Below are 23257 nucleotides of genomic sequence, written 5' to 3' on the forward strand. Positions count from 1 at the left end.
GGATACATATGTTTACATTGATTTTTGTAGTAGTCGTCGCGATCATGGGTGCAGGCGTATTTGGGATTGATCATCTCGTAGCGCAACGTGCGGAAAAGCGTTAAGTAGATGCGTGTAAAAGAAGCGTTGAAGGGACTGTCTTATAGAAGACAATCGCTTCAACGCTTCTTTTTTTGTGTAAAAACTAATAAAAATTCAATTGACAGTATAAATATACATATGTTTAAATCGGTATAACATTCTTTGAAGGGGAGCGTACTGATATGAAATGTACCATCATCGGAGCAACAGGATACACCGGAATTGAACTGATTCGCCTACTAGAATCACATCCTTCATTTGAGATCATATGCTTGATGAGTGACTCGATGGCGGGGGAATCCATGCATGACGTATTCCCATTTATGAATAAAAAAACATATTCTTCGTTATCTTCCTTTTCGGTGGATCATTTGATGGAAACCGAGACGGACATGGTGTTCTTAGCGACACCGAGTGGGATTTCAAAGCATTACTTAGAACAACTTCAAAACTGGTCCGGTTACGTCATTGATTTAAGTGGCGATTTGAGACTTCCAGCTGAAGCATATGCAACGTGGTATGACAAGGAACCTATTGATGCCCAGTTACAACAAAGAGCAACTTATGGATTACCAGAATGGAATCGTCAAGCTGTTACTGCGAGCAAATGGATTGCGAATCCAGGCTGTTACGCGACAGCAGTTTTGCTTGGACTAACACCATTCTTAAAAGAGAAAAAAATCGATCCATCTCAAATCATCATTCAGGCTTCTTCTGGTCTGACGGGAGCAGGGAAAACGTTGACGGCACAAACGCATCATGTCCATTCAAGCGAAAACGTTCGCTTGTATAAAGTGAATCAGCATCAGCACATCCCGGAAATTGAGCAGGCGCTTTTCGAATGGACCGGATCATCGCATCCGATTACGTTCTCGACCCAACTACTACCGATCAATCGAGGCATCATGGCGATTATGACGGTTCAGCCGTTGATCGATTTATCGGAAACGGAGTGGCGATCTTGGTTGACGGACCAGTATGCAACGGAACCATTCGTCCGAATCCAACAGGCTGATCCGGAAATCAAATCCGTCGTCGGGAGTAATCACTGTGATTTGACCGTTTATAAGGATGATCGGACAGGGCGAGTGACCATCGTTTCAGTCATCGATAACATGCAAAAAGGAGCTGCCGGACAAGCCGTTCAAAATGCCAACATTCTAGCTGGTTTTGATGAGACATCCGGTTTAACGCAACAGCCGATCTACATTTAATCAAGAGAAAAAGAAAGAGGAGGAACGCCTGTGTGGCAAGTACAAGTAAAGACCCCATTGACGATCACGACACCGAAGGGATTTCAAGCATCGGGAATACATGTGGGTCTGAAACGAAAGCGGAAGGATTTAGGTCTGATCTGGTGTGAAGTAGGAGCAAGCGCTGCAGCTGTCTATACGACGAATCAGGTGCAAGCAGCACCAATCACCGTGACGAAACAAGCGATTCAGGCGTCACAAGGTCGTATTCATGCCGTCCTCGTTAACAGCGGGAACGCGAATGCGTGTACAGGGGAACTAGGGTTATCCCATGCGTATATGTCGCAACAAGCGATGGCGAAAAGTTTAAATGTTGCTCCAGAACAAGTCGCGATTGCTTCAACAGGGATCATCGGTCAACCGTTAGCCATTGATACGTTACTGGCAGGTATTCCACAGCTGATGCCTACAAATGACAAGGATGCCGCGGATGATTTTGCTCACGCGATCCTGACGACCGATACTGGTACGAAAACAGCTGGTCAACAATACATGCAAGGGGATGTCCAAATTTCAGTATGTGGCGTAGCGAAAGGATCAGGGATGATTCATCCGAACATGGCGACGATGCTTGGTTTCTTGACGACCGATGCAACGATTGAACCGGATGTCTTACAGACGGTGTTGCGTCGGACGATTCATCGGACGTTCAACTGCATTACCGTAGATGGAGACAGTTCGACAAATGACATGGTCATGATTTTAGCGAGCGGAGCTGCAGGGGGCGCAACGATCGTTGAAGGCACGGACGAAGCGTTGGCATTCGAACAGGCGATCGAAACGGTTTGCCAAGATTTAGCGAAACAGATTGCGCGGGACGGGGAAGGCGCGACGAAGTTGATTGAGGTGACGGTAGCGGGAACACAAACCGATGAAGTAGCACGAATGATCGCCAAACAAGTCGTCGGATCGTCTCTCGTCAAAACAGCCATCTTTGGGGAAGATGCGAACTGGGGACGAATCATCGCTGCTGTCGGAAGTATTAAGGAGCCACTCGATGTATCAAACGTTGACATCAAAATTGGTTCGCAGTGGGTGTTGCAACAGAGCATGCCTGTCTTATTCGATGAAGCAGTTGCATCGCAGGAACTGGCAAAGCAGGATGTCCATATTCATATTGATTTGCATGATGGAGTAGGACAAGGACACGCTTACGGCTGTGACCTGACGTACGATTACGTCAAAATCAATGCGAGTTACCGGACATGACGAAACGAAAAGTCATCAAACTAGGTGGTAGTGTGTGGGAGCAACTGGATGCGCGGTATTTCGAGGAATGGAAAGCGTGGGTCGAAACCGGTAACGAATTATTGATCGTCCATGGAGGTGGTCCTCTTCTATCGAGTTACTGTGAACAAGAGGGAATCAAACCCGTGTTTCGAAACGGTGTCCGTGTAACGACGGATGGTGTCTTACTCGGGGCGCGACGAATCTTAGCAGGGGAAGTTCAATCCGGTATCGTCCAGCAGTTGAATCAAGCGGGGATTCCTGCCGTCGGGATGAGCGGGTTAGACGGCGCAAGCGTCCATGGTAAAACGATCAAAGGACTCGGGGCAGTCGGTCAGATCACGCACATTCATCCACGATTATTCACGGTGTTGAGTACGAATGGTTATGTGCCTGTCGTCACATCCCTTGTCACAGGGGAACAAGGTGTATTGAACAGTAACGGGGACGCGTGTGCGATTGCTGTCGCGAAGGCTTGGTCTGTCGACCGATTTGAATTGTTGACGGATGTTGAGGGTGTAAAAGTAAACGGTGACTATCAATCAGAAATCACGTCTGCAGCCATCGAAGCTGCGATAGCGTCGGGAGAAATCTACGGGGGAATGATTCCGAAGGTCGAAGCGATGATGCAGGCCACTCAGCATGGTATTCCAGAGGTCGTCATTCGGTCTGGGAAAAATGCGTTAGCTGCAGGGACACGAATCAAGGAGGAATTACATGAGTGCACTACTACCCACTTATCAACGTACTGATGTGGAATTGGTCAAAGGACAAGGGTCGATCGTAGAAGATGCGACAGGCAAGACGTATCTGGATTTCATCATGGGAATCGCTGTATGCAACACAGGACACCGTCATCCTTATATTCAGCAACGGCTAGAGGAACAATTGAATCAAATTTGGCATACGTCGAATCTGTTTCAAATCGCGGCACAAGAGCGGGTCGCCGAGCGACTGACGGAAGACAGTCATCTCAGTCATGCCTTCTTTTGTAACAGTGGTGCGGAAGCAAACGAGGCGGCGTACAAACTCGTTCGAAAATGGACAGGGAAAACGGAAGTCGTCACGTTTAAACAATCTTTCCACGGGCGGACATTTGCGATGATGGGCGCAACAGGACAGGAGAAAATCAAAGCGGGATACGGGGAGATGGTAAATGGCTTCAAACATCTACCGTTTAACGAGATGGAGAGCTTATCAGCGATTACGGAACAAACTGCTGCCGTATGGCTCGAAATCATTCAAGGAGAGGGTGGGGTCGTCGTCGCCGACGATGCGTGGCTCGAAGCGTTGATGAAGAAGGCGCAACAATACGATGTCAAAATCATCGTCGACGAAGTACAGACTGGCATCGGTCGGACGGGCTCTCGTTTTGCATTTGAGCAGACACCACTCGTACCGGATATCATCACTCTTGCGAAAGGACTTGGGAGTGGACTCGCGGTCGGTGCGCTACTCGCGACGGCAGAAGCGGCAGAAGTATTTACACCTGGATCGCATGGTTCGACCTTTGGTGGGAATCCACTCGCGATGACAGCTGCGGAAGCCACACTTGACCTTTTGTTAAGTGACACTGTCATGGCAGACGTTCAAGGAAAAGGCGAATATTTACGTCAGCAATTAGAAAAAAAATTACCTAAGTCGATCGTGAGTTCTATTCGTGGACGTGGCTTGATGATTGGTATCGAGTGTGTGATGCCTGTTGCACCGCTGATTGACGCTTTGCGTGAGAATGGTCTTCTCGTCGTCTCGGCTGGTCCTCATGTCATTCGCTTGTTGCCATCATTATTCGTGACAGAACAGGAACTCATGCACGCCATCGAAAAAATACAACTTGTTTGTCAACAGGAGGTCATCGTATGAAACAATCCGGAAAATTAACGCTTGCGAACGGAACGACGTTTACCGGTTCGTGGCAAGGAACAGCTCCAGTCAAAGGAGAGGTCGTCTTTTTTACAGGAATGACAGGATATCAGGAAGTCTTGACGGATCCATCTTATCAAGGACAAATTCTTGTCTTCACATACCCGTTGATCGGTCAATACGGTATTCAAGCGGAAGCGTCAGAAAGCAACCAGATTCAAGTCGCTGGTGTCATCGTCCAAACTTTGGCTGAGGACGGGGAAGGAACATCGTGGTTGGGTGAAGCAAATGTGCCGATTTTGTCGGGAGTCGATACGCGTTCTCTTGTGCATCTATTACGGACGGAAGGCGATCAATTCGGTGACATGATGCAAGTGGATATGAGCGTCACTGCGTCAATCGACACAGCATACATCGCTTCCGTATCGACGACTTCAAACATCGAATACGTACCGGAAGTCGAACAGGGGCACATCGTCTGTATCGATTACGGTGTGAAACAATCGATGATCGATGCTTTGCTTGAACGCCATATGCGTGTAACGGTCGTGCCATATGATACGACACCGGAACGGATTCAAGCGCTGGCTCCAGATGGTCTACTGTTTTCCAACGGACCTGGTGATCCGACACAACTGGATCCATTTCTTTCAGGAATCCGTGAACTGGCGACGAGCTATCCGACACTTGGTATTTGTATGGGACATCAGGTTCTCGCTCATGCCTTCGGCTGTACCTTATTAAAACAACATCACGGACACCGAGGAGCGAATCATCCTGTGCGTCATCTAGCATCCGGACAAGTGTTCATGACGTCTCAAAATCATGGTTATGCCGTTGATGTAAAAAGTATCGAAGCGTCTGAGATGGAACTTGCGTACGAACACATCAATGATGGATCCGTTGAAGGATTGATTCATCCGGTACTACCGATCATGACAGTCCAATTTCACCCAGAAGCGAGTCCAGGACCGACAGAGGCGATGGTCGTCTTCGATCAATTCGTAAATAGCGTATTACATCAGGAGGTAGCATATGTGGGATAAACAGAAAGTACTCGTCATCGGTTCGGGTCCGATCGTCATCGGGCAAGCAGCAGAATTTGATTATTCCGGCACACAAGCCTGTCAGGCGCTTCGAGAAGCGGGATGCGAGGTCATCTTAATGAATTCGAATCCGGCTACTATCATGACGGATCCGAGCACGGCAGATCATGTCTATATTGAGGCGATGACTCTTGAAAAAGCAACGGCCATCATCGAACAAGATCGACCATCCCATCTCCTAGCGACGGTCGGCGGTCAAACGGCACTCAATCTTGCGATGTCACTCGAAGAAGCAGGCGTACTTGAACAATACGGTGTCGAACTTCTAGGGACTTCGCTTGAGACGATCCGAGACGGAGAAGATCGTGAACGATTCAAGCAAAAGATGATCGAACTCGCGCAACCGCTCCCGGAAAGTCAAACGATCGAATCGTTAGCAGAGCTTGAGGAATTCATGGCAGTACACGGGGTACCACTCGTCATCCGACCAGCCTTTACGCTCGGTGGAACGGGCGGCGGAATCGCAGTAACGAAGGACGAGGCACGTCTGTTGGCGCAGAACGGTCTACAAGCAAGTCCGATTTCACAGTGTTTGGTTGAAGTGAGTATCGCTGGCTATAAAGAAGTCGAATATGAAGTCATGCGTGATAGCGCAGATACGACGATCATCGTCTGTAACATGGAAAACATCGATCCTGTCGGTGTCCACACTGGAGACTCGGTCGTCTTTGCACCGATTCAGTCGATTTCGGATCGAATGAATCAACAATTGCGTACGGAAGCGCGTAAAATCGTATCGCATCTCGGTGTCATCGGTGGATGCAACATTCAATTCGCAATCCATCCGATGGAAGAACGCTATTTCGTCATTGAAGTCAATCCGCGTGTCAGTCGTTCTTCGGCACTTGCTTCCAAGGCGACGGGATATCCGATCGCAAAATTAGCGACACGTCTTGCGCTCGGTGAGCGACTCGACGATTGCATCAATCCTGTCACGAAAGAAACGATGGCAAGTTTTGAACCGACGATGGATTATATTACGGCAAAAGTGCCGTGTTTCCCGTTCGATCTATTTACTGGCAGTAACCGGACGCTTGGAACACAAATGAAGGCGACGGGTGAGAGCATGGCGATGGGGAAGACGTTAGAAGAAGCGTTACAAAAGGCGTGGCGCGGTGCAGGAGTCGAGCAATCGCCTCTTTATCCGACATGGATGAAAACAGCGGAATCGGATGCGTTGTGGAAGGAAGTGATGGCGCCGACGGATCGTCGCTTGCTTGCGATGCTCGCGCTACTCGATCGCAAGGAGACGACCGTCGAATCACTCGTCGAACAGACGAAAGTACAAGCTTTATTCGTCAAAGTACTTCAACGCCTCGTCGATCAGCAACAAAACATCGATGTATCGAATGAAAGTTCTCTAAAGCAAACCAAAATGATGGGCTTCACGGACGAACAAATTGCGCTTCTGACAGGTGTTAGTGCTGTAGAGATCGAGCACTTACGTAAAGAAAAAGGCATCCTCCCTGTCTATCATATGATTGATACATGTGCAGGAGAGTTCAAGAGTGCGACACCTTATTTCTACGGAAACTGGAGTGGTCAAACGGAAGTCACAGCATCGACGAAAAAGAAAGTTGCTGTCATCGGTGCGGGACCCATTCGAATCGGTCAAGGAATCGAATTTGATTATTGCTCCGTTCACGCGGTACGTGCATTGCAAGCATCCGGTTATGAAACGATCATGATTAACAATAACCCAGAGACCGTCTCGACCGACTTCGAAGTCGCAGATCGCCTGTATGTCGAGCCGTTGACACTTGAAGACGTCATGCATGTGCTAGAAGCAGAGGATTGCCAAGACGTCCTAGTCCAGTTCGGAGGACAAACGGGAATTGCGCTGGCGTCTGGTTTGGAGAACGCCGGTTATCATCTTCTCGGAACGACGGCAGATGTCATTGACCAAATGGAAGACCGTGAGCGGTTCTATCAATTTTTAGATGATATCGGTATCGATCGTATTCCAGGACAAGAAGTGGCGACGCATGAACAAATGACAGAAGTTGCAACAACGATCGGTTATCCGGTTATGATTCGTCCTTCCTATGTCATCGGAGGTAAAGGAATGCATATCATCCACGATCAAGAGCAATTAGAGACGATCGTGTCTGAATTGGCATTCCCTGTCCTCGTGGATGCCTACCTCCAAGGAAAGGAAATCGAAGTCGACTGTATTACGGACGGCACAACGACGTACGTTCCGATTTTGATGGAGCAATTGGAACGGGCAGGGGTTCACTCTGGAGATTCAACGATGATTCTGCCACCTGTATCGCTCAGCGCTACCGTTCAGAGCGAAATCGAGCGATTTGCACAGATGATCGGGCAACGAATGGATTATAAAGGAGCGTACAATATCCAATTCGTCTTGCATGACGATCAAGTCTACGTGCTAGAAATCAATCCACGTGCCTCCCGCACGTTACCAATCGTCGCTAAAGTAACCGGTCAACCGATCTTGCAGTGGGCAGTCCAAGCAGCGGTCGGTCAAGCGGTCGCACTACCAACGGAACAGACACAACTGGATTTCCATGCCGTCAAGACCCCTGTTTTTTCAACGTTAAAACTACAAGGCGTCGATCCGAAAACAGGTCCCGTCATGCGTTCGACAGGTGAAACGCTGCAATGGACGACAGACGGACTGGCACTGGAACGTTTCATTTTCGACGAGACGACAAAACGACATTTGACGACGAGAGACATCATCGTTGCTGGAGCAGATACAGAGGCTTTCGGAACGGGTGTAGCATTAGATGAAACGATTGACTGGGCACAATGTGCGATTTTCTATTCGCACGTGACAGAAGAAAAAGCGAGTCGCGAAGCAGCGCTTGCTGCCGGGGTACAAGTCCTGACAGAACCTGAATTAGCGCATTATCATCTACAAGCGATAGAAAAGTCCCCTTATGCTGTGAAGCCACTTCATACATGGACAGAGCCGATCAAGGAGGAAGTAAAATGAAGACGATGCAACAACTAAAGCATTTCTTGACGATGACGGAACTGACGCCGGAAGCACTGACGGAGCTATTGGCACTCGCGAAAGACATCAAGCATCAGCCGAGTGTCTACCAAAACGCATTAAGCCATAAAAAAGTGGCCTTATTGTTTGAAAAGGCATCGACGCGAACACGTCTATCGTTTGAGGTGGGTGTCGTCGAACTCGGTGGACATCCGATCGTGCTAAGTGGAGCAGATATGCAAATCGGGCGGGGGGAGCCGCTCTCAGATACGATTCAAGTCATGAGCCGTTACGTCGATGCCCTGATGATTCGGACGTTCGGTCATGAGATCGTCGACACACTTGCGGCACACGGTACGATTCCAATCATCAATGGATTGACGGATCTACACCATCCGTGCCAAGTCCTTGCTGACTTGCTGATAATCGAAGAGACATTTGGAACACGATCTGGAAAGATTTTGACATATATCGGGGACGGAAATAACATGGCCCATTCGCTGATGATTGGTGGAGCGCTCAGTGGAATGGAAGTTCGCATCTGTGCGCCGGAGGCGTATGCTCCTGATCCACAAATCGTTCATGAGGCACAAGTCATTGCGAAGGAAACGGGTGGAAACATCATCGTCATGACGGATCCTGAGGAAGCAGCGAGTGGTGCAGACGTCGTATATACGGATGTCTTCGCGAGTATGGGACAAGAAGAAGAAGCGACGATGCGTCTGCAAGCATTTGAAGGATATCAGGTTAATGCCAATATCATGAATCAAGCAAATGATAAAGCTATTTTCTTACATTGCCTTCCGGCGCATCGCGGGGAGGAAGTCACGGCGGACGTCATCGATGGCAAGCAATCGGTCATCTTCGATCAAGCTGAGAATCGCCTCCACGCACAAAAAGCGTTGCTCGTCACATTACTTGGATAACCCTAAAAGACTCGGTCACCAATTTGGCGACCGAGTCTTTTAGTTGAGCGAAGTTAATCATAATGGCGTCGGGCTAATCGTTCTTCTTGTTCTTTTTTGACTTGTCGCTTATTTTTTTCATGCAGACGTTTCATAAAAGGAGTCGTTTGCCAAGATGGAGCCCAGTCGGATTCTTTTCCGGCACGGAGGGCAAGAATATAATCATAGCTCTGATGAAGTCGTTCGATCATCTCTGTTCGGATATCACAAATGTGACCGTGTCCGGGAATCAAGAGTTTGACTTCATATTCATAAATGAACGACTCGAGTAACTCGAGCGTCGTCAAATACTCAGAGGAATCGTGTTCGATCAAGGGGATTTCAACGTCTGAAGCGTAATCGCCGCAGACTAACAAGTGAAGTGGCATGACGATGAAGGAAAGATGAGTCGCTTCATGACCGGGCGTCAAAAAGAAGATTAACTTCGTTTGTCCGATCGTTAAAATCGTCTCAGACTCATGGATGACATGTGTCACGTCTGGGAAAAGGACGGGAGAATCGATATAGAATTCATCATTAAAATCTTGTACGGCTTGGAGCGCTTCTTGTCGGTCGACATCGATGAACGGTTTAGAAGCGATGACGATGGCATCCGTAAAGGCATAGGCTCCTAAAATATGATCGAAATGGGCATGCGTATAGACGACGTATAATGGTCGTTCGCGACGCACGATTTCGACGTCTCGACGAATCGTTGCAATCTCATCGGGAAGCCAGCCAGGGTCGACGACGATCAGACAATCAGGCGTCTCGATTAATGTCGAAGTCGTTTTCATGAGTGTACTTTGATAGATCGTCACGCCGGGCATTTTCATCTGAATCATACGAATCCTCCTTTACGAATCTCTATCTATATCGTTGTATACCCATAAATTCGTTGGAATCATCAGCAGAATCAATAAAAAAGACGACTCGCACGTCGCGAGTCGCCTGCCCTCTAGAGGGAAATGGTCCTAGACCTATGTTATGTCATAATTGGAGCGGGTGAAGAGAATCGAACTCTCGTCATCAGCTTGGAAGGCTGAGGTTTTACCATTAAACTACACCCGCGTATTGGCTACATGAAATATAGTAGCATAGCAAAGAGGGCATTTCCATAACTTTTATGAAAAAAAGCAATTTCTTTTAAGATTCGGTGTACAATAATACTAGTTAATCGTTTCCAATGGTAATCTTGATTTGCAATATGGGTAAAGTTGGGTAGAGGAGAGAGTGTCTGGTGAATGAAGTGCGAGTTTGGAGCGAACAGCCGATGGGAAAAGGATGGAAGGCGATCTGTCACCATCAATTCGATCGTCATCGCTTATTGATAGGAGAGTGGTTCCATAACGTAGGTGTACTTGCTTTTTCCATCAATCAAGATGCGGATTTGCTACCGGATGTCCTTCCAAACACATTCGATCTGCCGCTCGTCTCGGAACGTGTGCAACGCGTCATTGCAGCATACGCGCCTTTTTCTGTACAATGTCTCAAGGTACATCTTGAGACGAAGGACGGAGTGGTTCCGTACTATCTTCTCAATCTCTTATCTGTCAGTCGGATCGAACATCTACATACGACGGATGTATTCCGTCCGGTCCCGAGACGACGCGTCTATTTTTTGACAGAGCGACGAATCAGCGATTCGATTTGTCCGCATCATCTTATGCGAGATGAGCGCACGCATCGCATGTTCGTCTCTGCTCAACTCGCTCGACAATTCGAGCGTATGGCTGTGACGGGTATCCGCTTTGAAGAGATACAACGAATGGAGGAATTCAAATGAAACAGTACACAGTCGATCATTGGATCACGCTAGAATATCCAAAGGTATTCGAATATCAAGAAGAAGAGACATATGTCAGTTTTTATTCGACGGATGAAAATGCAATGGGAACGCTCCAATTATCCATTTATGAGTCCGATTCAGAAGAATTGACACCGTATGAGGCGGCGGAACAAGAAATCAATCTGTTGGTGGAAGAGTTCGGCATCGAACTAACAGGAGCACTTGAAGTCCGTCGTAATTCAACAAAAGAAGCGTTGCTTGCAGTAGATGGGAAAGAAGAAGATATCTTCTTACGGATCTACGCGTATTCGGACGGGGAACGGTTAGTCTTATTGACGTACTCTGCAGAACGCGAGACGCTTGAAATCGAAGAAATCGAAGCTATGATTTCTTCACTGACTTGGATTCAATGAAGGATACGATAGAAGTGCAAAAGGCAACGGATCACAAGGATTCGCTGCCTTTTTTTATATCGATCGATGTAGCTTAAGAAGAACGGGAAGATGACTGTTTAGCTGCAGGATTGACTTGTTTATTCAACCAGCTCGCGATATCGGCAAAAACGCGGATGCGTTCGAACTCATGGAAGAGCTCATGACGTAACCCTCGATAAATCGTCAGCTGTACAGCATCGACACGGACACGATTATACATATCAAACAAATGATGGATACCTTTTCCGTCGAACGCGACCGCGTCATCTCCACCAGCAAGCAATAAGAGAGGTAAATGACGTGGATGCTGATAGATGGAAGCAAGTGCGTTGACGAGTTTCGTTGCATGTAAGAGTTCGTGGAAGAACCCAAGCGTGACTGTTTGACCGGACAATGGATCTGCATCATAGCGCATGACGGATTGAGGATCCGAAGAGAGCCAAGCATTTTTAGAAAGTGCTGGGAAAAAACGTAAGTTATACCGTCCGAACACGAGTTGTCCAAACCGTTCAGCAGGGTGTATTGCTGACAACTGATGGATTTGACGTTCGACGAGTTTTTGGCTGACATCACCGAGTAAACCTGTACTTGTCGGGGGTCCGCTCGCGATGATTCCAGCTACTGTATGACCGAGTGTTTGACCGATTCGGCGAGCAATCAACGAACCAAAACTATGACCGAAGATGAACACCGGTAGCGTCGGATAACGCTCTTTGATGTCAGAGACGAGTTCTTCTGCATCCTGCATCAATTGTTTAAACCCTTGATTCGGCTCGAGGTGTCCAAGTGTTCCGAGCTGTGCTGCTCGGGTTCCGAAACAGCGTAAGTCTGCGATGATCGTGTGGTAATGATGCGCATAGAGGAATTCGGCGAATTCCTCATACCGCGCGCCATGCTCCATCATCCCGTGAAAGACGATCACGACTCCTTTAGGGTCGTGGGCTTCGAGGCTATGCAATGTCGTAGTATAGCCGTCAGAGGCTATCCAATGTGAATGATCAATCGTCATGTAACTCATCCTCTCATTAAGAAAGTCCAAATACCTGTCCGTCTTCCGATACGCCCATGTGGAAGGCGGCAGGAACTGCCGGTAATCCTGGCATCGTTAATACATTCCCAGTCAATGCAACGATGAACCCTGCACCAACCGATGGACGGATTTCGCGGACCGTGATCGTGAAGTCTTCGACACGACCATAACGAGCAGGATCATCCGTTAAAGAAAAGGGTGTTTTTGCCATACAAATCGGTAACTCATTCAATCCCATCTCCGTACACCGTTCGAGTTCGCGGAGCGCTTTGTCTTCAAAATGAACGTCGGCTGCGCCGTAGACACGCTTTGCGATACGCTCGATCTTTTGACGAAGCGGTAAGACGTCAGGATACAGAGGGCGGAACTGGCTCGGTTCCTCAAGAGCTTGCATGACTTCCGTGACGAGTGCTTCGCCGCCAGCTCCCCCTTTACTGAAGACTTCACTTTCCGCGACACGAATATTACGATCCTGACACCATTCCAAGATCATATTCCGTTCTGCTTCCGTGTCGGTGAAGAAACGGTTCAAGGCAACAACGGCAGGGACACCGAACAGATTCATCGTCTCGACGTGTTTTTCAAGTAACGCAAGACCATCTGTTAAGGCGGCGAGATTTTCTTCGCTGAGTTGCGTTTTGTCGACACCTCCGTGCATCTTCAAGGCACGAACCGTAGCGACGATAACGACGGCATCCGGGTGAAGTCCGCCGATCCGTGATTTGATGTTGAAGAATTTTTCGGCACCTAAATCGGCTCCGAATCCTGCTTCTGTGACAACGTAATCACTTAGCTTCAGTGCAGTTTGCGTTGCAATCAAAGAGTTACAGCCATGTGCGATGTTCGCGAACGGTCCACCATGAATCAGTGCTGGTGTTCCTTCGACGGTTTGAACGAGGTTCGGGCGGAACGCATCTTTCAGGAGTAACGTCGCAGCTCCTGATGCCTGAATATCTTTGACTGTAACCGGCTGTTGATCGTACGTATAGGCGACGACGATGCGACTCAACCGCTGTTCAAGATCCGAAATGGAGTCTGCTAGACAGAGGACCGCCATGATTTCGGAAGCGACCGTGATGTCGAATCCATCTTGACGCGGCACACCATGCGCAGGACCACCAAGACCAATCGTAACTTGGCGCAAGGCACGGTCATTCAAATCAAGAACGCGTTTCCAGACGATACGACGCGGATCGATACCAAGGATGTTACCTTGATGCAGGTGATTGTCGAGCAAGGCACTGATTGTATTATGAGCAGATGTGATCGCATGCATATCGCCTGTGAAATGCAGATTGATCTCTTCCATCGGTAGAACTTGGCTATAGCCACCACCACACGCGCCACCTTTTAAGCCCATCGTCGGACCGAGTGAGGGTTCCCGTAAACAAATCATCGTCTTATGGTTTGCCCGATGCAACGCCTGTCCGAGTCCGACAGTGACGGTTGATTTTCCTTCACCGGCAGCTGTCGGATTGATAGCTGTGACAAGGATCAATTTCCCGTCAGATTTCGTTGCCAATCGGTTCAACAGTCCATCTGTCAACTTCGCTTTATACTTTCCGTACGTATCAAAATCCTCTTCTTGCAAACCAATCCGGTCCGCAATTTCTCGAATCGGGCGTAAGACGGTTTGTTGTGCGATTTCTAAGTCTGAACGAATGGTCTTTTCCATGGTATCGACTCCCTCTTTGATTGGATCTCTCTTTTTTCTAATAGTAGCGTATCTAGTGCGAACGCGCCAAAGGAAAACGTTCAATATTTTCCACCCAATGGGTCAAATGGTGACGTGTTCAAGTGTTAGAGAAAGACGTACTGTAGAGTGGAGGAGGGATGAAACAATGACATCTGGACAAAAGAAGTGGAAACGCGGTCTTGATTTTTGGCTCTTCGTCGGACCGGTCTTTCTTGTATTCGCAGTGATCGTGCTTGTACCGTTTTTCAATGGCGTTATGTATTCGTTCACGGATTGGAACGGTGTAACCGGAGAATTGAATTGGATCGGCTTTGATAACTATGTCCGTCTCTTTACGAGTGATGAGCAGTTCCAGCAGTCATTTTGGTTGACGACGAAATATACGGTCGTTGCCGTCATCTTAACGAATGTCGTCGGTTTCATCTTGGCGTTCTTATTGACACAAAATATTCGCACACGTAATTTCTTACGAACGATTTTCTTCATGCCGAACTTGATCGGTGGGTTGATCCTCGGTTTCGTTTGGCAGTTCATCTATGTCAAAGGCTTCGCATCGATCGGTGAATTGACAGGGTGGAGTATATTTGAACTTCCATGGTTAGGAGATGCCCGGACAGGATTCTGGGGTATCGTCATTGTTTCGATTTGGCAAGGTGGCGGTTACATCATGGTCATCTATATCGCGGCTCTGCAAAACGTGCCACAAGAGCTGATTGAAGCGGCAAAAATCGATGGTGCCAATCGTCTATCGACGTTACGGAACATTACGTTGCCACTGATCATGCCGTCGGTCACAATCTGTCTCTTCTTGACGATTTCATGGTCTTTCAAGTTATTCGATACGAACTTATCCCTAACGAATGGCGGACCATTCAAATCGACCGAGATGCTTGCTCTAAACATTTACAAAGAATCGTTTACGAATAATAATCTTGGACTCGGATCAGCGAAGGCAATCATCTTCTTCGTTGTTGTTGCAGCGATTACAGTCACTCAAGTCTATCTGACGAAAAAACGGGAGGTGGAAGCATGAGTACAGCACAACCATTACCCACTCCGCAAGAGGAGAAACCGAAGCGCTCTAAAAAGACGAGAGGTCGTTATTCACTCCGTCTTGGAACAGTCGAACTGGCAGCCTTATTGATGGGGCTACTGTACATGATCCCGTTTTATTACGTTGTCTCGAATTCTTTCAAGACGCAGGGCGATATCTTTACGAACACAACGGGTCTACCAAAGGAATGGATGACGTCCAACTATTCAGAAGCATGGGAAGCCATGAACTTCGGAAAAGTCTTTTTAAACTCCGTCATCATTACAGTCGGTGCTAACGCAGTCATCATCATCTTTTGTTCGATGGCGGCCTGGAAACTCGTCCGGACGAAAACACGCTTGTCGACGATCATCTTTTTCTTATTCGTTGCGGCGATGATCATTCCATTCCAGTCGATCATGATTCCCTTATCGAAATTGTCTGGTGATCTCGGATTGCAGAACAGTTATTGGGGATTGATTCTGATGTATCTTGGTTTTGGATCTGGATTATCAATCTTCTTATACCATGGATTCATGAAGTCGATTCCTGAAGAAATCGAGGAGGCGGCCATCATTGATGGTTGTTCACAATGGGGTGTGTTCTGGCGCATCGTGTTCCCATTACTCAAGCCCATCACGGTCACGATCATCATCTTGAACACGCTGTGGATTTGGAACGATTTCCTACTGCCATCGCTGATGTTACGAGACGTCGATTTACGGACGATTCCACTCGCGACGTTCTATTTCTTCGGTCAATATACGAAGCAGTGGGACTTAGCACTTGCCGGACTCGTCCTCGGGATCATTCCGTTATTGTTGTTCTTCTTTGCCTTGCAAAAACAGATCATTCAAGGAATTACGAGTGGATCGATCAAATAATTTTTGTAAGCGCGTTCTCGCTTCTGCGAGAACGCTTTTTTCATGATTCACACGTCAGATTAATCTGACAACTTTTATTTTTTTTGAAAAAAAGTCTTTTCAAATGCTTGCGACCTGTTGTACGATGTTCTCAATTCAATTGTAACAACGACGTTGAAGGGAAGAGTAACACCTTGTACGACCGTATAGCGAGCTGGGGATGGTGAGAGCCCAGTCGGAAGCAAGATGCGAAGAACCTCCCGGAGTCGCTACCCGAACCCGAATGTCAGTAGGCGTAGCCGGAGTTGCCTGTCCGTTATCATAAGGCCGAAGATGAAGTGATTCGTCTTTTGAGTGAGCAACATCGTTGCTAACATGGGTGGTACCGCGGAACCGAGTCTTTCGTCCCATATTCTTGGGAAAGAAGGGCTCTTTTTTATGGCTTCTTTTTCAAAACACAATTGAGGAGGAACACCACCATGACAACACTCGTATCGATGAAACACACACAGGAAGCGATCACACTCGTAAAGAAACGCTTTGAAGAACGCTTTTCGACAACACTCGGATTGACACGTGTCGAAGCACCATTGTTCGTAGAAAGTACACTCGGTGTCAACGATCATCTCAACGGCGTAGAGCGAATCATTCGTTTCGATGCTTTGGATCACACAGCAGATCTTGAAATCGTACAATCTCTTGCAAAGTGGAAGCGTCAAGCGCTTCATACGTACGGATTTGAAGCGGGAGAAGGATTATACACGTTGATGCATGCGATTCGTCGCGATGAGATGCTGGATGCGACACACTCCATTCACGTCGATCAGTGGGACTGGGAACGGATCATCACGAAAGAACAACGGACGAGTGCTTATTTACAAGAAACGGTACAAGCGATTTATGCAACGATTCGCCAAGTCGAACAAGAAGTAGAAGCGGAGTATGGTATTTCAGCAATCTTACCGGAAACGATTCATTTTATGACAACACAAGAGTTAGAGGATGCGTATCCGACACTTTCGACGAAAGAACGTGAAACAGAAGTCACGAAAGCATATGGTGCCGTTTTCCTCATGCAAATCGGTGGCGCACTGGCTTCAGGTGAGAAGCATGATGGTCGAGCGGCTGACTACGATGACTGGACGCTCAACGGTGACATTTTAGTACACCACCCAGAAATCGGAGCATTCGAATTGTCTTCAATGGGTATTCGCGTTGATCGTGAAGCGTTGTTGAAACAGACAGCGATTGCTCAAGAAGAAGATAAATTGGCATTCCCATTCCATCAAGGTGTACTCGAAGAGCGTCTACCGTTAACGATGGGTGGAGGAATCGGTCAATCTCGTATGGCGATGTTCTTATTGAAGAAGCGTCATATCGGCGAAGTCCAAGCTTCTGTCTGGTCAGAAGAGACGCGTAAAAGTCTTCAAGCGGAAGGCATCCACTTGCTCTGACATATATATAGTAAGAAAGCGTCAAAACAGGATGTTTTATAAAGCAAAGGGCATGCTCCGATTCGGAAGCGTGCCCTTTTTTAGGTTCGTACGACCTCAGGCGGAGGAAAGACGTGTCGATTCCTGATAGAATGGGGATAACAATAAATAAGAAAGAGGTGAAAGCATGTCTTCTCTATTAATTGTTGGGATACTCATCCCTATTTTATTCATTGCGTTTCTTTGGTTTAACATTAAGGGCTTACGAACGATGTGGCGGGATTATAAACGGACAGGCTCAATCGTTGCACTCGGTTTCTTCATTGTCGGGATCATCGGAATCTTCACAGGCGTCTGGACGACACTAGTCGTCATCATCTATTATCTCCTCCGTCCAGCGAGAGGATGAACGGAGGGTTACTTGTATGTTGGAATGGTTGTTCTCAGCCGGAGAATCCAATCTCTGGCTGTTTTTAGGAATTATGATCGTTGGTCTTGGTACGGAATTGATCCCAGCAGAAGTCGGCTTACCATTACTTGGTCTATATGTATCGAACGGAACAGTCAGTTGGACAGTTGCTGTTCTTGTCGGTTTTTTAGGAAGTCTAATGGGCGCGACGGTCTTTTATCTTTTAGGTCGTTATGCTGGTCGTCCGATACTTATCCGGTACGGCAAATGGTTACTGATTAAAGAAAAAGAAATTGAGCAAGGGGAGCGCATCGTCGCGAAATACGGCACATGGTCTGCTTTGTTCGGACGCTTCTTCCCAGTCGTGCGCTCGGTCGTCTCGATTCCATGTGGTTTGTTCGGCTTATCATTCAAACGTTATCTACTCGCTTCAAGTATTGGACTTTTCCCAGTTTCCTTCTTCTACATTTGGGTTGGTGAACGGTTTGGAGTAGAACGCGCGGAATCGATGCTAAAAGGATTAGAGCAAGAGTTGTGGTGGATCTTAGGTGGAATCGTCGTGATTCTTGGAGGGTATATCCTTTATCGTCGCTCTAAAGCAAAACAGAAGGAACAGACGCAAGACACAAAGACGAAATAATAGAATAAGTGAACATATAAAAAGGGAGTAGATGGCAAGCATCTACTCCCTTTTTTATATGAAGCTCAAGCGGGTGGGAACAAAAATCGTTTCAGTGTTTTGATGCGATGTTTTGGTGTCAGCAATAACAGTTGATCATTGCCTTCAAGGGCAGTGTCGCCACGCGGTGTGATGATTTGATCATCACGAATGATGGCAGTGATCAAAAATTCTTGTGGCAAATCAATCTCTGAGATCGTCGTTCCAATGAATGGATGGGATATTGGTAACGTTAACTCAATAATTTCGGCGTTCGGTTTACCAATCGACATGAATTCAATGACCGTATGAATAGCAGAAGTCTGTGTTTCGTTCAGTCGTAATCGCTCGGAAAGAAACGTCAACATACTCCCTTGAATTAGCGTAGATAGTAAGACTGTGAAAAACACGATATTGAAGATCATCGATGCATTCTCGATATCCGCAACGAGAGGGTATGTCGCGAGAATGATCGGTACCGCTCCTTTTAGGCCAGCAAAGGAAATGAAGACCTTCTCTTGCCACGAATAACGAAACGGAAGAAGACTCACCCAGACTGACAAAGGACGAGCGATGAAAATTAAGATCAGCGCCAGCGCAATGGAAGATAGGATGACCTGGACATCGAGCAATTGTTTCGGAAAGACAAGCAGACCGAGCACGATGAACATTCCGATTTGAGCAAGATGCGCCATACTCATCGTAAAACGAACGAGTGTCTGTCGATAGACGAGTTCATGATTACTGATGTAGATCGCTGTGACATAAACGGCTAAAAATCCACTTGCATGGAACGTATCAGCTAAACCGAAAGACAGGAAAGCAAACGACATGAGCATGATCGGATAAAAGCTAGAAGAGGACAAATCGATCCGATTGATCAATGTCGAAGCTGCCCATCCGATGAACAAACCAATTAGAAGTCCCATCGCCATTTCCCAAACGAGTGATCCAAGTCCCGATAAGAGCGATGCTTCTTCAGGGTTCGTCACGAACTCAAGGAACAAGACAGTCAAAAAGACGGCCATCGGGTCATTCGTACCGGACTCGACTTCAAGTGTTGATCCGACTTTTCGTCGAATCGGCTGACCACTCAAGACAGAAAAGATGGCAGCGGCATCCGTCGAACCAACGATTGCCCCGAGTAAAAAAGCATTCGCCCAACTAAACCCTAGAATATAATGGGAAGCAACGGCAACGATGGATGTAGCGATGAAGACCCCGAACGTCGCAAGCGAGAGGGAAGGGGCTAATTCATGACGCACTTCCTTCCAAACCGTTTGTAGACCACCTTCGAATAAAATGATGATGAGGGCGACAGTTCCAAGAAGCTGAGCCAGTTCCGCATCGTCAAAACGAATGAACCCGGTAATGTCGCTTCCGGCAATCATACCAAGAGCGATAAAAATCAGTAGAGCAGGAATATTCAGACGACTTGATAACTTCGTCGTCCACACGGCGGCAAACAGCAATATACCAATCAATAAAATCGTGAGTTGCAAGGACATGGCATCAAACTCCTATTCATAAAAGAATCTCTAGTTTCATGATACAACAATTCCGATGAAAAGACTCGGATAACGATTGTTCAATATTTTCCACCACACCGGACAACTTTCTCTCTCTTCATTGCAAGCGTTTTCATTTATTGTGAAGATGTAGCACGAAATGAAACGAAATCAGGGAGGGAATCCGAATGCGTAAAAGAAGATGGGCAGCATTACCTGTCGTCACGACGGCGATGGTCGTCGCTTTGGCAGCATGTGGTGGCGGTACATTGAATAGCGATGACTCGAAAGATAGTGGTTCAAAAGACGGTAAGACGCTCAACGTATTCCAATTCAAGGCTGAAATCGCAAAAGACATGGAAAAGATGGCAAAAGCGTATGAAAAAGAAACTGGGACGAAAGTCGTCGTGCAAACAGTCGGTGGTGGATCGGACTATGGCGCGGCTCTGAAATCACAGTTCGCTTCAGGTAATGAACCAGATGTCTTTAACAATGGTGGCTTTACGGAAGCAAAAACATGGCAGGATAAGTTAGAAGATTTGTCAGATGAAAAGTGGGTCGGTGATTTAACGGATCTATCAAAAGAGCCAATGACGATTGATGGTAAATTGTATGGTATGCCAATGAACCTTGAGGGATATGGCTTTATCTACAATAAAGATATCTTCAAAAAAGCCGGTATCACGGAACTTCCAAAAACATTAACGGAATTGACGGAAGCTTCTAAGAAGCTGAAGGCAGATGGAGTGACACCGTTCTCGATCGGATACGGGGAGTGGTGGGTTCTTGGAAATCACCTTTTAAACATTCCGGTCGCACAACAGGATGATCCAGATCAGTTCATTGCAGATCTCAACTCTGGAAAAGCGAAGTTCGAGGACAATAAACAGTTCAAGGAATTCATGAATCTATTTGATTTGACGATTGAGTATGGAAATAAAAATCCGTTAACGACAGACTATAATACACAAGTCTCTCAGTTTGCTGAAGGTAAGACAGCGATGATCCAACAAGGGAACTGGGCACAACAATTGATCACGGATGTCAATCCGGACATCAACATGGGCTTCATCCCGATGCCGATCAATGATGATAAAGAAAAAATGGATCGTCTGCCTGTCGGCGTACCAAACAACTGGGTCGTCAATAAGAACTCGAAGAACAAAGCAGAAGCGAAGAAATTCCTCGAGTGGATGGCGACGTCTGACACAGGAAAAGACTACATGGTCAATAAATTTAAATTCATCCCTGCCTTCAAATCAATCGAAGCGAAGGATTTAGGACCGCTTGCAGATGATATTCAAGCGTACTCGAAAGATGGAAAAACCATCTCATGGAACTGGTTCAAGTATCCGGATGGTGCTGTAAACGAGTTCGGAGCGATCATGCAAGCATACGTTGGTAAGCAAAAAACAGCTGATGAGATGCTGCAGGACTTCACAAAAACATGGGATAAAATGAAGAAATAAGAAGTGATTTAAAAAACATGCCTGTTCCGACTAACTGACGGAACAGGCATGTTTTTTATTATAAGAAGAATAATTGGATGAAGAAGAGAAGCGCGAACACATAGATGAGTGGGTGGACACGCTCTTTTTGGATAGCTTTCATGATCGGATAGACGATGAAACCGAATGCGATACCGGTTGCGATGCTACCGGATAATGGCATGATCAAGATGACGAGGAAAGCCGTGAAAGCTTCGCTGAAGTCATCCCATGGAATCTGCTTGATGTTTTGAATCATGAAGGCACCGACTAAGATCAATGCGGGCGCAGTAATCGCAGGGACGCTCGAAATCGATTGAACGAACGGTCCAAAGACGGCAGATAATGCGAATAGAATCCCGACCGTCACGGATGTGAGTCCAGTCCGTCCACCAGCAGCGACACCCGCTGCAGATTCTACGTAAGCCGTTGTAGGACTTGTTCCGAATAATGAACCAGCGACCATCGCAGTCGAATCAGATAATAGGGCACGTTCGCTGTTTTTCAATGATCCATCTTTTTCAATCAATCCAGCCTGTTCTCCGACAGCGACCATCGTACCTGTCGTATCAAACATCGTCACGAGAACGAAGGAGAGGACACCGCTGAACAGACCGTATTGGAACACGTCTTGAATGGCGTTGAACGGATTCGTGATGATCAATCCTTCTGGTAACGTCGGTAACGCAACGAAGGAATCGGAAAACTTCAATTCACCTGTCAGGAATGCAATCAATCCAGAGAGGATCATGGCATATAAAATAGCACCTGGTACACGTTTGATTGTCAAGATCGCTGCAACTAATAATCCGATGAGTGTGATCAATGCTTCTGGTGACGTCAATGCGCCAATCGTGACGAGTGTATCTTCACTAGCGACTAAAATTCCTGACATCTTGAGACCGAGTGAAGCAATGAAGAGACCGATTCCACCTGTGATCGCAAGCTTTAATGTCATCGGAATGATTTCAATCAGCTTCGTACGAATCGGTGAGAGTGATAACAATAAGAAAATGACACCAGCGACGAAGACAACTGAGAGTGCTGTCTGATATGGAATCTTCTCACCAACGACAAGTGTATAAGTAAAATACGCATTGAGTCCCATTCCAGGTGCGACTGCGATTGGTAGATTCGCATAAAGCCCCATCAGAAGCGTACCGATCAATGTCGCGATGATCGTCGCAGAAAAAGCTTGGGCTTGGGGGATACCGGCATCTGCTAAAATCGTTGGGTTGACGAGCAGAATATAGGCCATCGTAATGAACGTCACGAATCCAGCTTGGATTTCACGTTTTACGGTTGTTTGATGTGCGGCAAGTTTAAACATGGGTAAAAGGACCACCTTCATAACAAATTGATTAAAAAACGAACATTGATGATATTATAGTAAAATTCATTCGGAATCAAGTCGAAACAAAAAAGAATTTTTTATAGGAATCATGAAAGAGAATATCAGGAAATGATGTAAGCGGATTCAA

Annotated in this window: 20 protein-coding genes, 1 tRNA gene and 1 other annotated feature; of the genes, 15 read left to right on the forward strand and 6 right to left on the reverse strand. The window is 46.9% G+C overall.

Annotated elements, in window-relative coordinates; all coding sequences use genetic code 11:
- Window positions 1-263 precede the first annotated feature (263 nt).
- The 7 genes from argC to argF are packed head-to-tail and all read left to right on the forward strand — an operon-like array spanning window position 264 to window position 9418.
- On the forward strand, window positions 264-1295 hold the full coding sequence (gene argC, locus EXW93_RS02795; protein WP_055966654.1) for an N-acetyl-gamma-glutamyl-phosphate reductase: 1032 nt from the start codon (window positions 264-266) through the stop codon (window positions 1293-1295).
- A 30-nt stretch (window positions 1296-1325) separates the two neighbouring features.
- On the forward strand, window positions 1326-2543 hold the full coding sequence (argJ, locus tag EXW93_RS02800; RefSeq protein WP_035398822.1) for a bifunctional glutamate N-acetyltransferase/amino-acid acetyltransferase ArgJ: 1218 nt from the start codon (window positions 1326-1328) through the stop codon (window positions 2541-2543).
- Complete coding sequence (gene argB, locus EXW93_RS02805) at window positions 2540-3313, forward strand: acetylglutamate kinase (RefSeq protein ID WP_023467220.1); 774 nt, start codon at window positions 2540-2542, stop codon at window positions 3311-3313. The genes argJ and argB overlap by 4 nt, the downstream gene beginning before the upstream one ends.
- Window positions 3279-4424: an acetylornithine transaminase gene (locus EXW93_RS02810; RefSeq protein WP_058265753.1), complete on the forward strand. Its 1146-nt coding sequence runs from the start codon at window positions 3279-3281 to the stop codon at window positions 4422-4424. The genes argB and EXW93_RS02810 overlap by 35 nt, the downstream gene beginning before the upstream one ends.
- Window positions 4421-5470, forward strand: a complete 1050-nt coding sequence (locus tag EXW93_RS02815; protein WP_174316015.1) for a carbamoyl phosphate synthase small subunit — start codon at window positions 4421-4423, stop codon at window positions 5468-5470. The genes EXW93_RS02810 and EXW93_RS02815 overlap by 4 nt, the downstream gene beginning before the upstream one ends.
- On the forward strand, window positions 5460-8492 hold the full coding sequence (gene carB, locus EXW93_RS02820; protein ID WP_174316016.1) for a carbamoyl-phosphate synthase (glutamine-hydrolyzing) large subunit: 3033 nt from the start codon (window positions 5460-5462) through the stop codon (window positions 8490-8492). The genes EXW93_RS02815 and carB overlap by 11 nt, the downstream gene beginning before the upstream one ends.
- Window positions 8489-9418, forward strand: coding sequence for an ornithine carbamoyltransferase (gene argF, locus EXW93_RS02825; protein WP_174316017.1), 930 nt, complete (start codon window positions 8489-8491; stop codon window positions 9416-9418). The genes carB and argF overlap by 4 nt, the downstream gene beginning before the upstream one ends.
- Window positions 9419-9471: 53 nt before the next feature.
- Here argF and EXW93_RS02830 read toward each other — a convergent pair whose 3' ends face one another.
- Together EXW93_RS02830 and EXW93_RS02835 are read right to left on the reverse strand one after the other, a co-directional pair.
- Window positions 9472-10281, reverse strand: coding sequence for an MBL fold metallo-hydrolase (locus EXW93_RS02830; protein ID WP_023467227.1), 810 nt, complete (start codon window positions 10279-10281; stop codon window positions 9472-9474).
- Window positions 10282-10433: 152 nt separating this feature from the next.
- Window positions 10434-10507: transfer RNA gene (locus EXW93_RS02835), tRNA-Gly, on the reverse strand.
- Window positions 10508-10676: 169 nt separating this feature from the next.
- Between EXW93_RS02835 and EXW93_RS02840 the strand changes: the two genes are divergently transcribed.
- Both EXW93_RS02840 and EXW93_RS02845 read left to right on the forward strand, forming a co-directional pair.
- Window positions 10677-11222, forward strand: coding sequence for an imm11 family protein (locus tag EXW93_RS02840; protein ID WP_023467228.1), 546 nt, complete (start codon window positions 10677-10679; stop codon window positions 11220-11222).
- Window positions 11219-11638, forward strand: coding sequence for a hypothetical protein (locus tag EXW93_RS02845; RefSeq protein WP_023467229.1), 420 nt, complete (start codon window positions 11219-11221; stop codon window positions 11636-11638). The genes EXW93_RS02840 and EXW93_RS02845 overlap by 4 nt, the downstream gene beginning before the upstream one ends.
- A gap of 73 nt (window positions 11639-11711) precedes the next feature.
- Here the strand turns inward: EXW93_RS02845 and EXW93_RS02850 are convergent, their stop codons facing one another.
- Together EXW93_RS02850 and EXW93_RS02855 are read right to left on the reverse strand one after the other, a co-directional pair.
- Window positions 11712-12668, reverse strand: a complete 957-nt coding sequence (locus EXW93_RS02850; protein WP_041254998.1) for an alpha/beta fold hydrolase — start codon at window positions 12666-12668, stop codon at window positions 11712-11714.
- Between the two features lie 16 nt (window positions 12669-12684).
- Window positions 12685-14364 (reverse strand): formate--tetrahydrofolate ligase, encoded by a 1680-nt coding sequence (locus tag EXW93_RS02855; RefSeq protein ID WP_023467231.1) that lies wholly within the window; start codon window positions 14362-14364, stop codon window positions 12685-12687.
- A 166-nt stretch (window positions 14365-14530) separates the two neighbouring features.
- On the opposite strand from EXW93_RS02855, the gene EXW93_RS02860 reads away from it, so the two are divergent.
- From EXW93_RS02860 to EXW93_RS02880, 5 genes are all read left to right on the forward strand, one after another.
- Window positions 14531-15418, forward strand: a complete 888-nt coding sequence (locus tag EXW93_RS02860; protein WP_023467232.1) for a carbohydrate ABC transporter permease — start codon at window positions 14531-14533, stop codon at window positions 15416-15418.
- Window positions 15415-16302: a carbohydrate ABC transporter permease gene (locus EXW93_RS02865; protein ID WP_023467233.1), complete on the forward strand. Its 888-nt coding sequence runs from the start codon at window positions 15415-15417 to the stop codon at window positions 16300-16302. The genes EXW93_RS02860 and EXW93_RS02865 overlap by 4 nt, the downstream gene beginning before the upstream one ends.
- Window positions 16303-16446: 144 nt before the next feature.
- Window positions 16447-16694, forward strand: a binding site (T-box leader).
- 66 nt (window positions 16695-16760) lie between these two features.
- A complete protein-coding gene (gene asnA, locus EXW93_RS02870; RefSeq protein ID WP_035398809.1) occupies window positions 16761-17735 on the forward strand; it encodes an aspartate--ammonia ligase in 975 nt (324 codons plus the stop codon).
- Between the two features lie 250 nt (window positions 17736-17985).
- Window positions 17986-18123 carry a hypothetical protein gene (locus EXW93_RS16350; RefSeq protein WP_238238902.1) on the forward strand — a complete coding sequence of 46 codons (138 nt, stop codon included), beginning with the start codon at window positions 17986-17988 and terminating at the stop codon, window positions 18121-18123.
- A gap of 16 nt (window positions 18124-18139) precedes the next feature.
- The gene (locus EXW93_RS02880) at window positions 18140-18763 is read left to right on the forward strand and encodes a DedA family protein (RefSeq protein ID WP_023467236.1); all 624 of its coding nucleotides are present in this window, start codon (window positions 18140-18142) and stop codon (window positions 18761-18763) included.
- Between the two features lie 65 nt (window positions 18764-18828).
- Here EXW93_RS02880 and EXW93_RS02885 read toward each other — a convergent pair whose 3' ends face one another.
- Complete coding sequence (locus EXW93_RS02885; RefSeq protein ID WP_174316018.1) at window positions 18829-20289, reverse strand: potassium/proton antiporter; 1461 nt, start codon at window positions 20287-20289, stop codon at window positions 18829-18831.
- 188 nt (window positions 20290-20477) lie between these two features.
- Here EXW93_RS02885 and EXW93_RS02890 point away from each other — a divergent pair, with 188 nt between their 5' ends.
- Window positions 20478-21758: an ABC transporter substrate-binding protein gene (locus EXW93_RS02890; protein WP_023467238.1), complete on the forward strand. Its 1281-nt coding sequence runs from the start codon at window positions 20478-20480 to the stop codon at window positions 21756-21758.
- A gap of 58 nt (window positions 21759-21816) precedes the next feature.
- Here EXW93_RS02890 and EXW93_RS02895 read toward each other — a convergent pair whose 3' ends face one another.
- Entirely contained in the window at window positions 21817-23106 is a 1290-nt protein-coding gene (locus tag EXW93_RS02895) for an NCS2 family permease (RefSeq protein WP_023467239.1), read from the reverse strand.
- Between the last annotated feature and the right edge of the window lie 151 nt (window positions 23107-23257).

This window comes from Exiguobacterium sp. JMULE1, assembly GCF_013337175.1.
Classification (GTDB): domain Bacteria; phylum Bacillota; class Bacilli; order Exiguobacteriales; family Exiguobacteriaceae; genus Exiguobacterium_A; species Exiguobacterium_A indicum.

Excerpts from the sequence above, each read along its gene's own strand:
- EXW93_RS02850 (WP_041254998.1), bottom strand. The coding sequence starts at position 12,668 with ATGACGATTGATCATTCACATTGGATAGCCTCTGACGGCTATACTACG.
- argB (WP_023467220.1), top strand. The coding sequence starts at position 2,540 with ATGACGAAACGAAAAGTCATCAAACTAGGTGGTAGTGTGTGGGAGCAA.
- EXW93_RS02885 (WP_174316018.1), bottom strand. The coding sequence starts at position 20,289 with ATGTCCTTGCAACTCACGATTTTATTGATTGGTATATTGCTGTTTGCC.
- EXW93_RS02810 (WP_058265753.1), top strand. The coding sequence starts at position 3,279 with ATGAGTGCACTACTACCCACTTATCAACGTACTGATGTGGAATTGGTC.
- EXW93_RS16350 (WP_238238902.1), top strand. The coding sequence starts at position 17,986 with ATGTGGCGGGATTATAAACGGACAGGCTCAATCGTTGCACTCGGTTTC.
- carB (WP_174316016.1), top strand. The coding sequence starts at position 5,460 with ATGTGGGATAAACAGAAAGTACTCGTCATCGGTTCGGGTCCGATCGTC.
- EXW93_RS02855 (WP_023467231.1), bottom strand. The coding sequence starts at position 14,364 with ATGGAAAAGACCATTCGTTCAGACTTAGAAATCGCACAACAAACCGTC.
- EXW93_RS02860 (WP_023467232.1), top strand. The coding sequence starts at position 14,531 with ATGACATCTGGACAAAAGAAGTGGAAACGCGGTCTTGATTTTTGGCTC.
- EXW93_RS02890 (WP_023467238.1), top strand. The coding sequence starts at position 20,478 with ATGCGTAAAAGAAGATGGGCAGCATTACCTGTCGTCACGACGGCGATG.
- argF (WP_174316017.1), top strand. The coding sequence starts at position 8,489 with ATGAAGACGATGCAACAACTAAAGCATTTCTTGACGATGACGGAACTG.
- EXW93_RS02895 (WP_023467239.1), bottom strand. The coding sequence starts at position 23,106 with ATGTTTAAACTTGCCGCACATCAAACAACCGTAAAACGTGAAATCCAA.
- asnA (WP_035398809.1), top strand. The coding sequence starts at position 16,761 with ATGACAACACTCGTATCGATGAAACACACACAGGAAGCGATCACACTC.
- EXW93_RS02830 (WP_023467227.1), bottom strand. The coding sequence starts at position 10,281 with ATGATTCAGATGAAAATGCCCGGCGTGACGATCTATCAAAGTACACTC.
- argC (WP_055966654.1), top strand. The coding sequence starts at position 264 with ATGAAATGTACCATCATCGGAGCAACAGGATACACCGGAATTGAACTG.
- EXW93_RS02845 (WP_023467229.1), top strand. The coding sequence starts at position 11,219 with ATGAAACAGTACACAGTCGATCATTGGATCACGCTAGAATATCCAAAG.
- EXW93_RS02815 (WP_174316015.1), top strand. The coding sequence starts at position 4,421 with ATGAAACAATCCGGAAAATTAACGCTTGCGAACGGAACGACGTTTACC.
- EXW93_RS02880 (WP_023467236.1), top strand. The coding sequence starts at position 18,140 with ATGTTGGAATGGTTGTTCTCAGCCGGAGAATCCAATCTCTGGCTGTTT.
- EXW93_RS02865 (WP_023467233.1), top strand. The coding sequence starts at position 15,415 with ATGAGTACAGCACAACCATTACCCACTCCGCAAGAGGAGAAACCGAAG.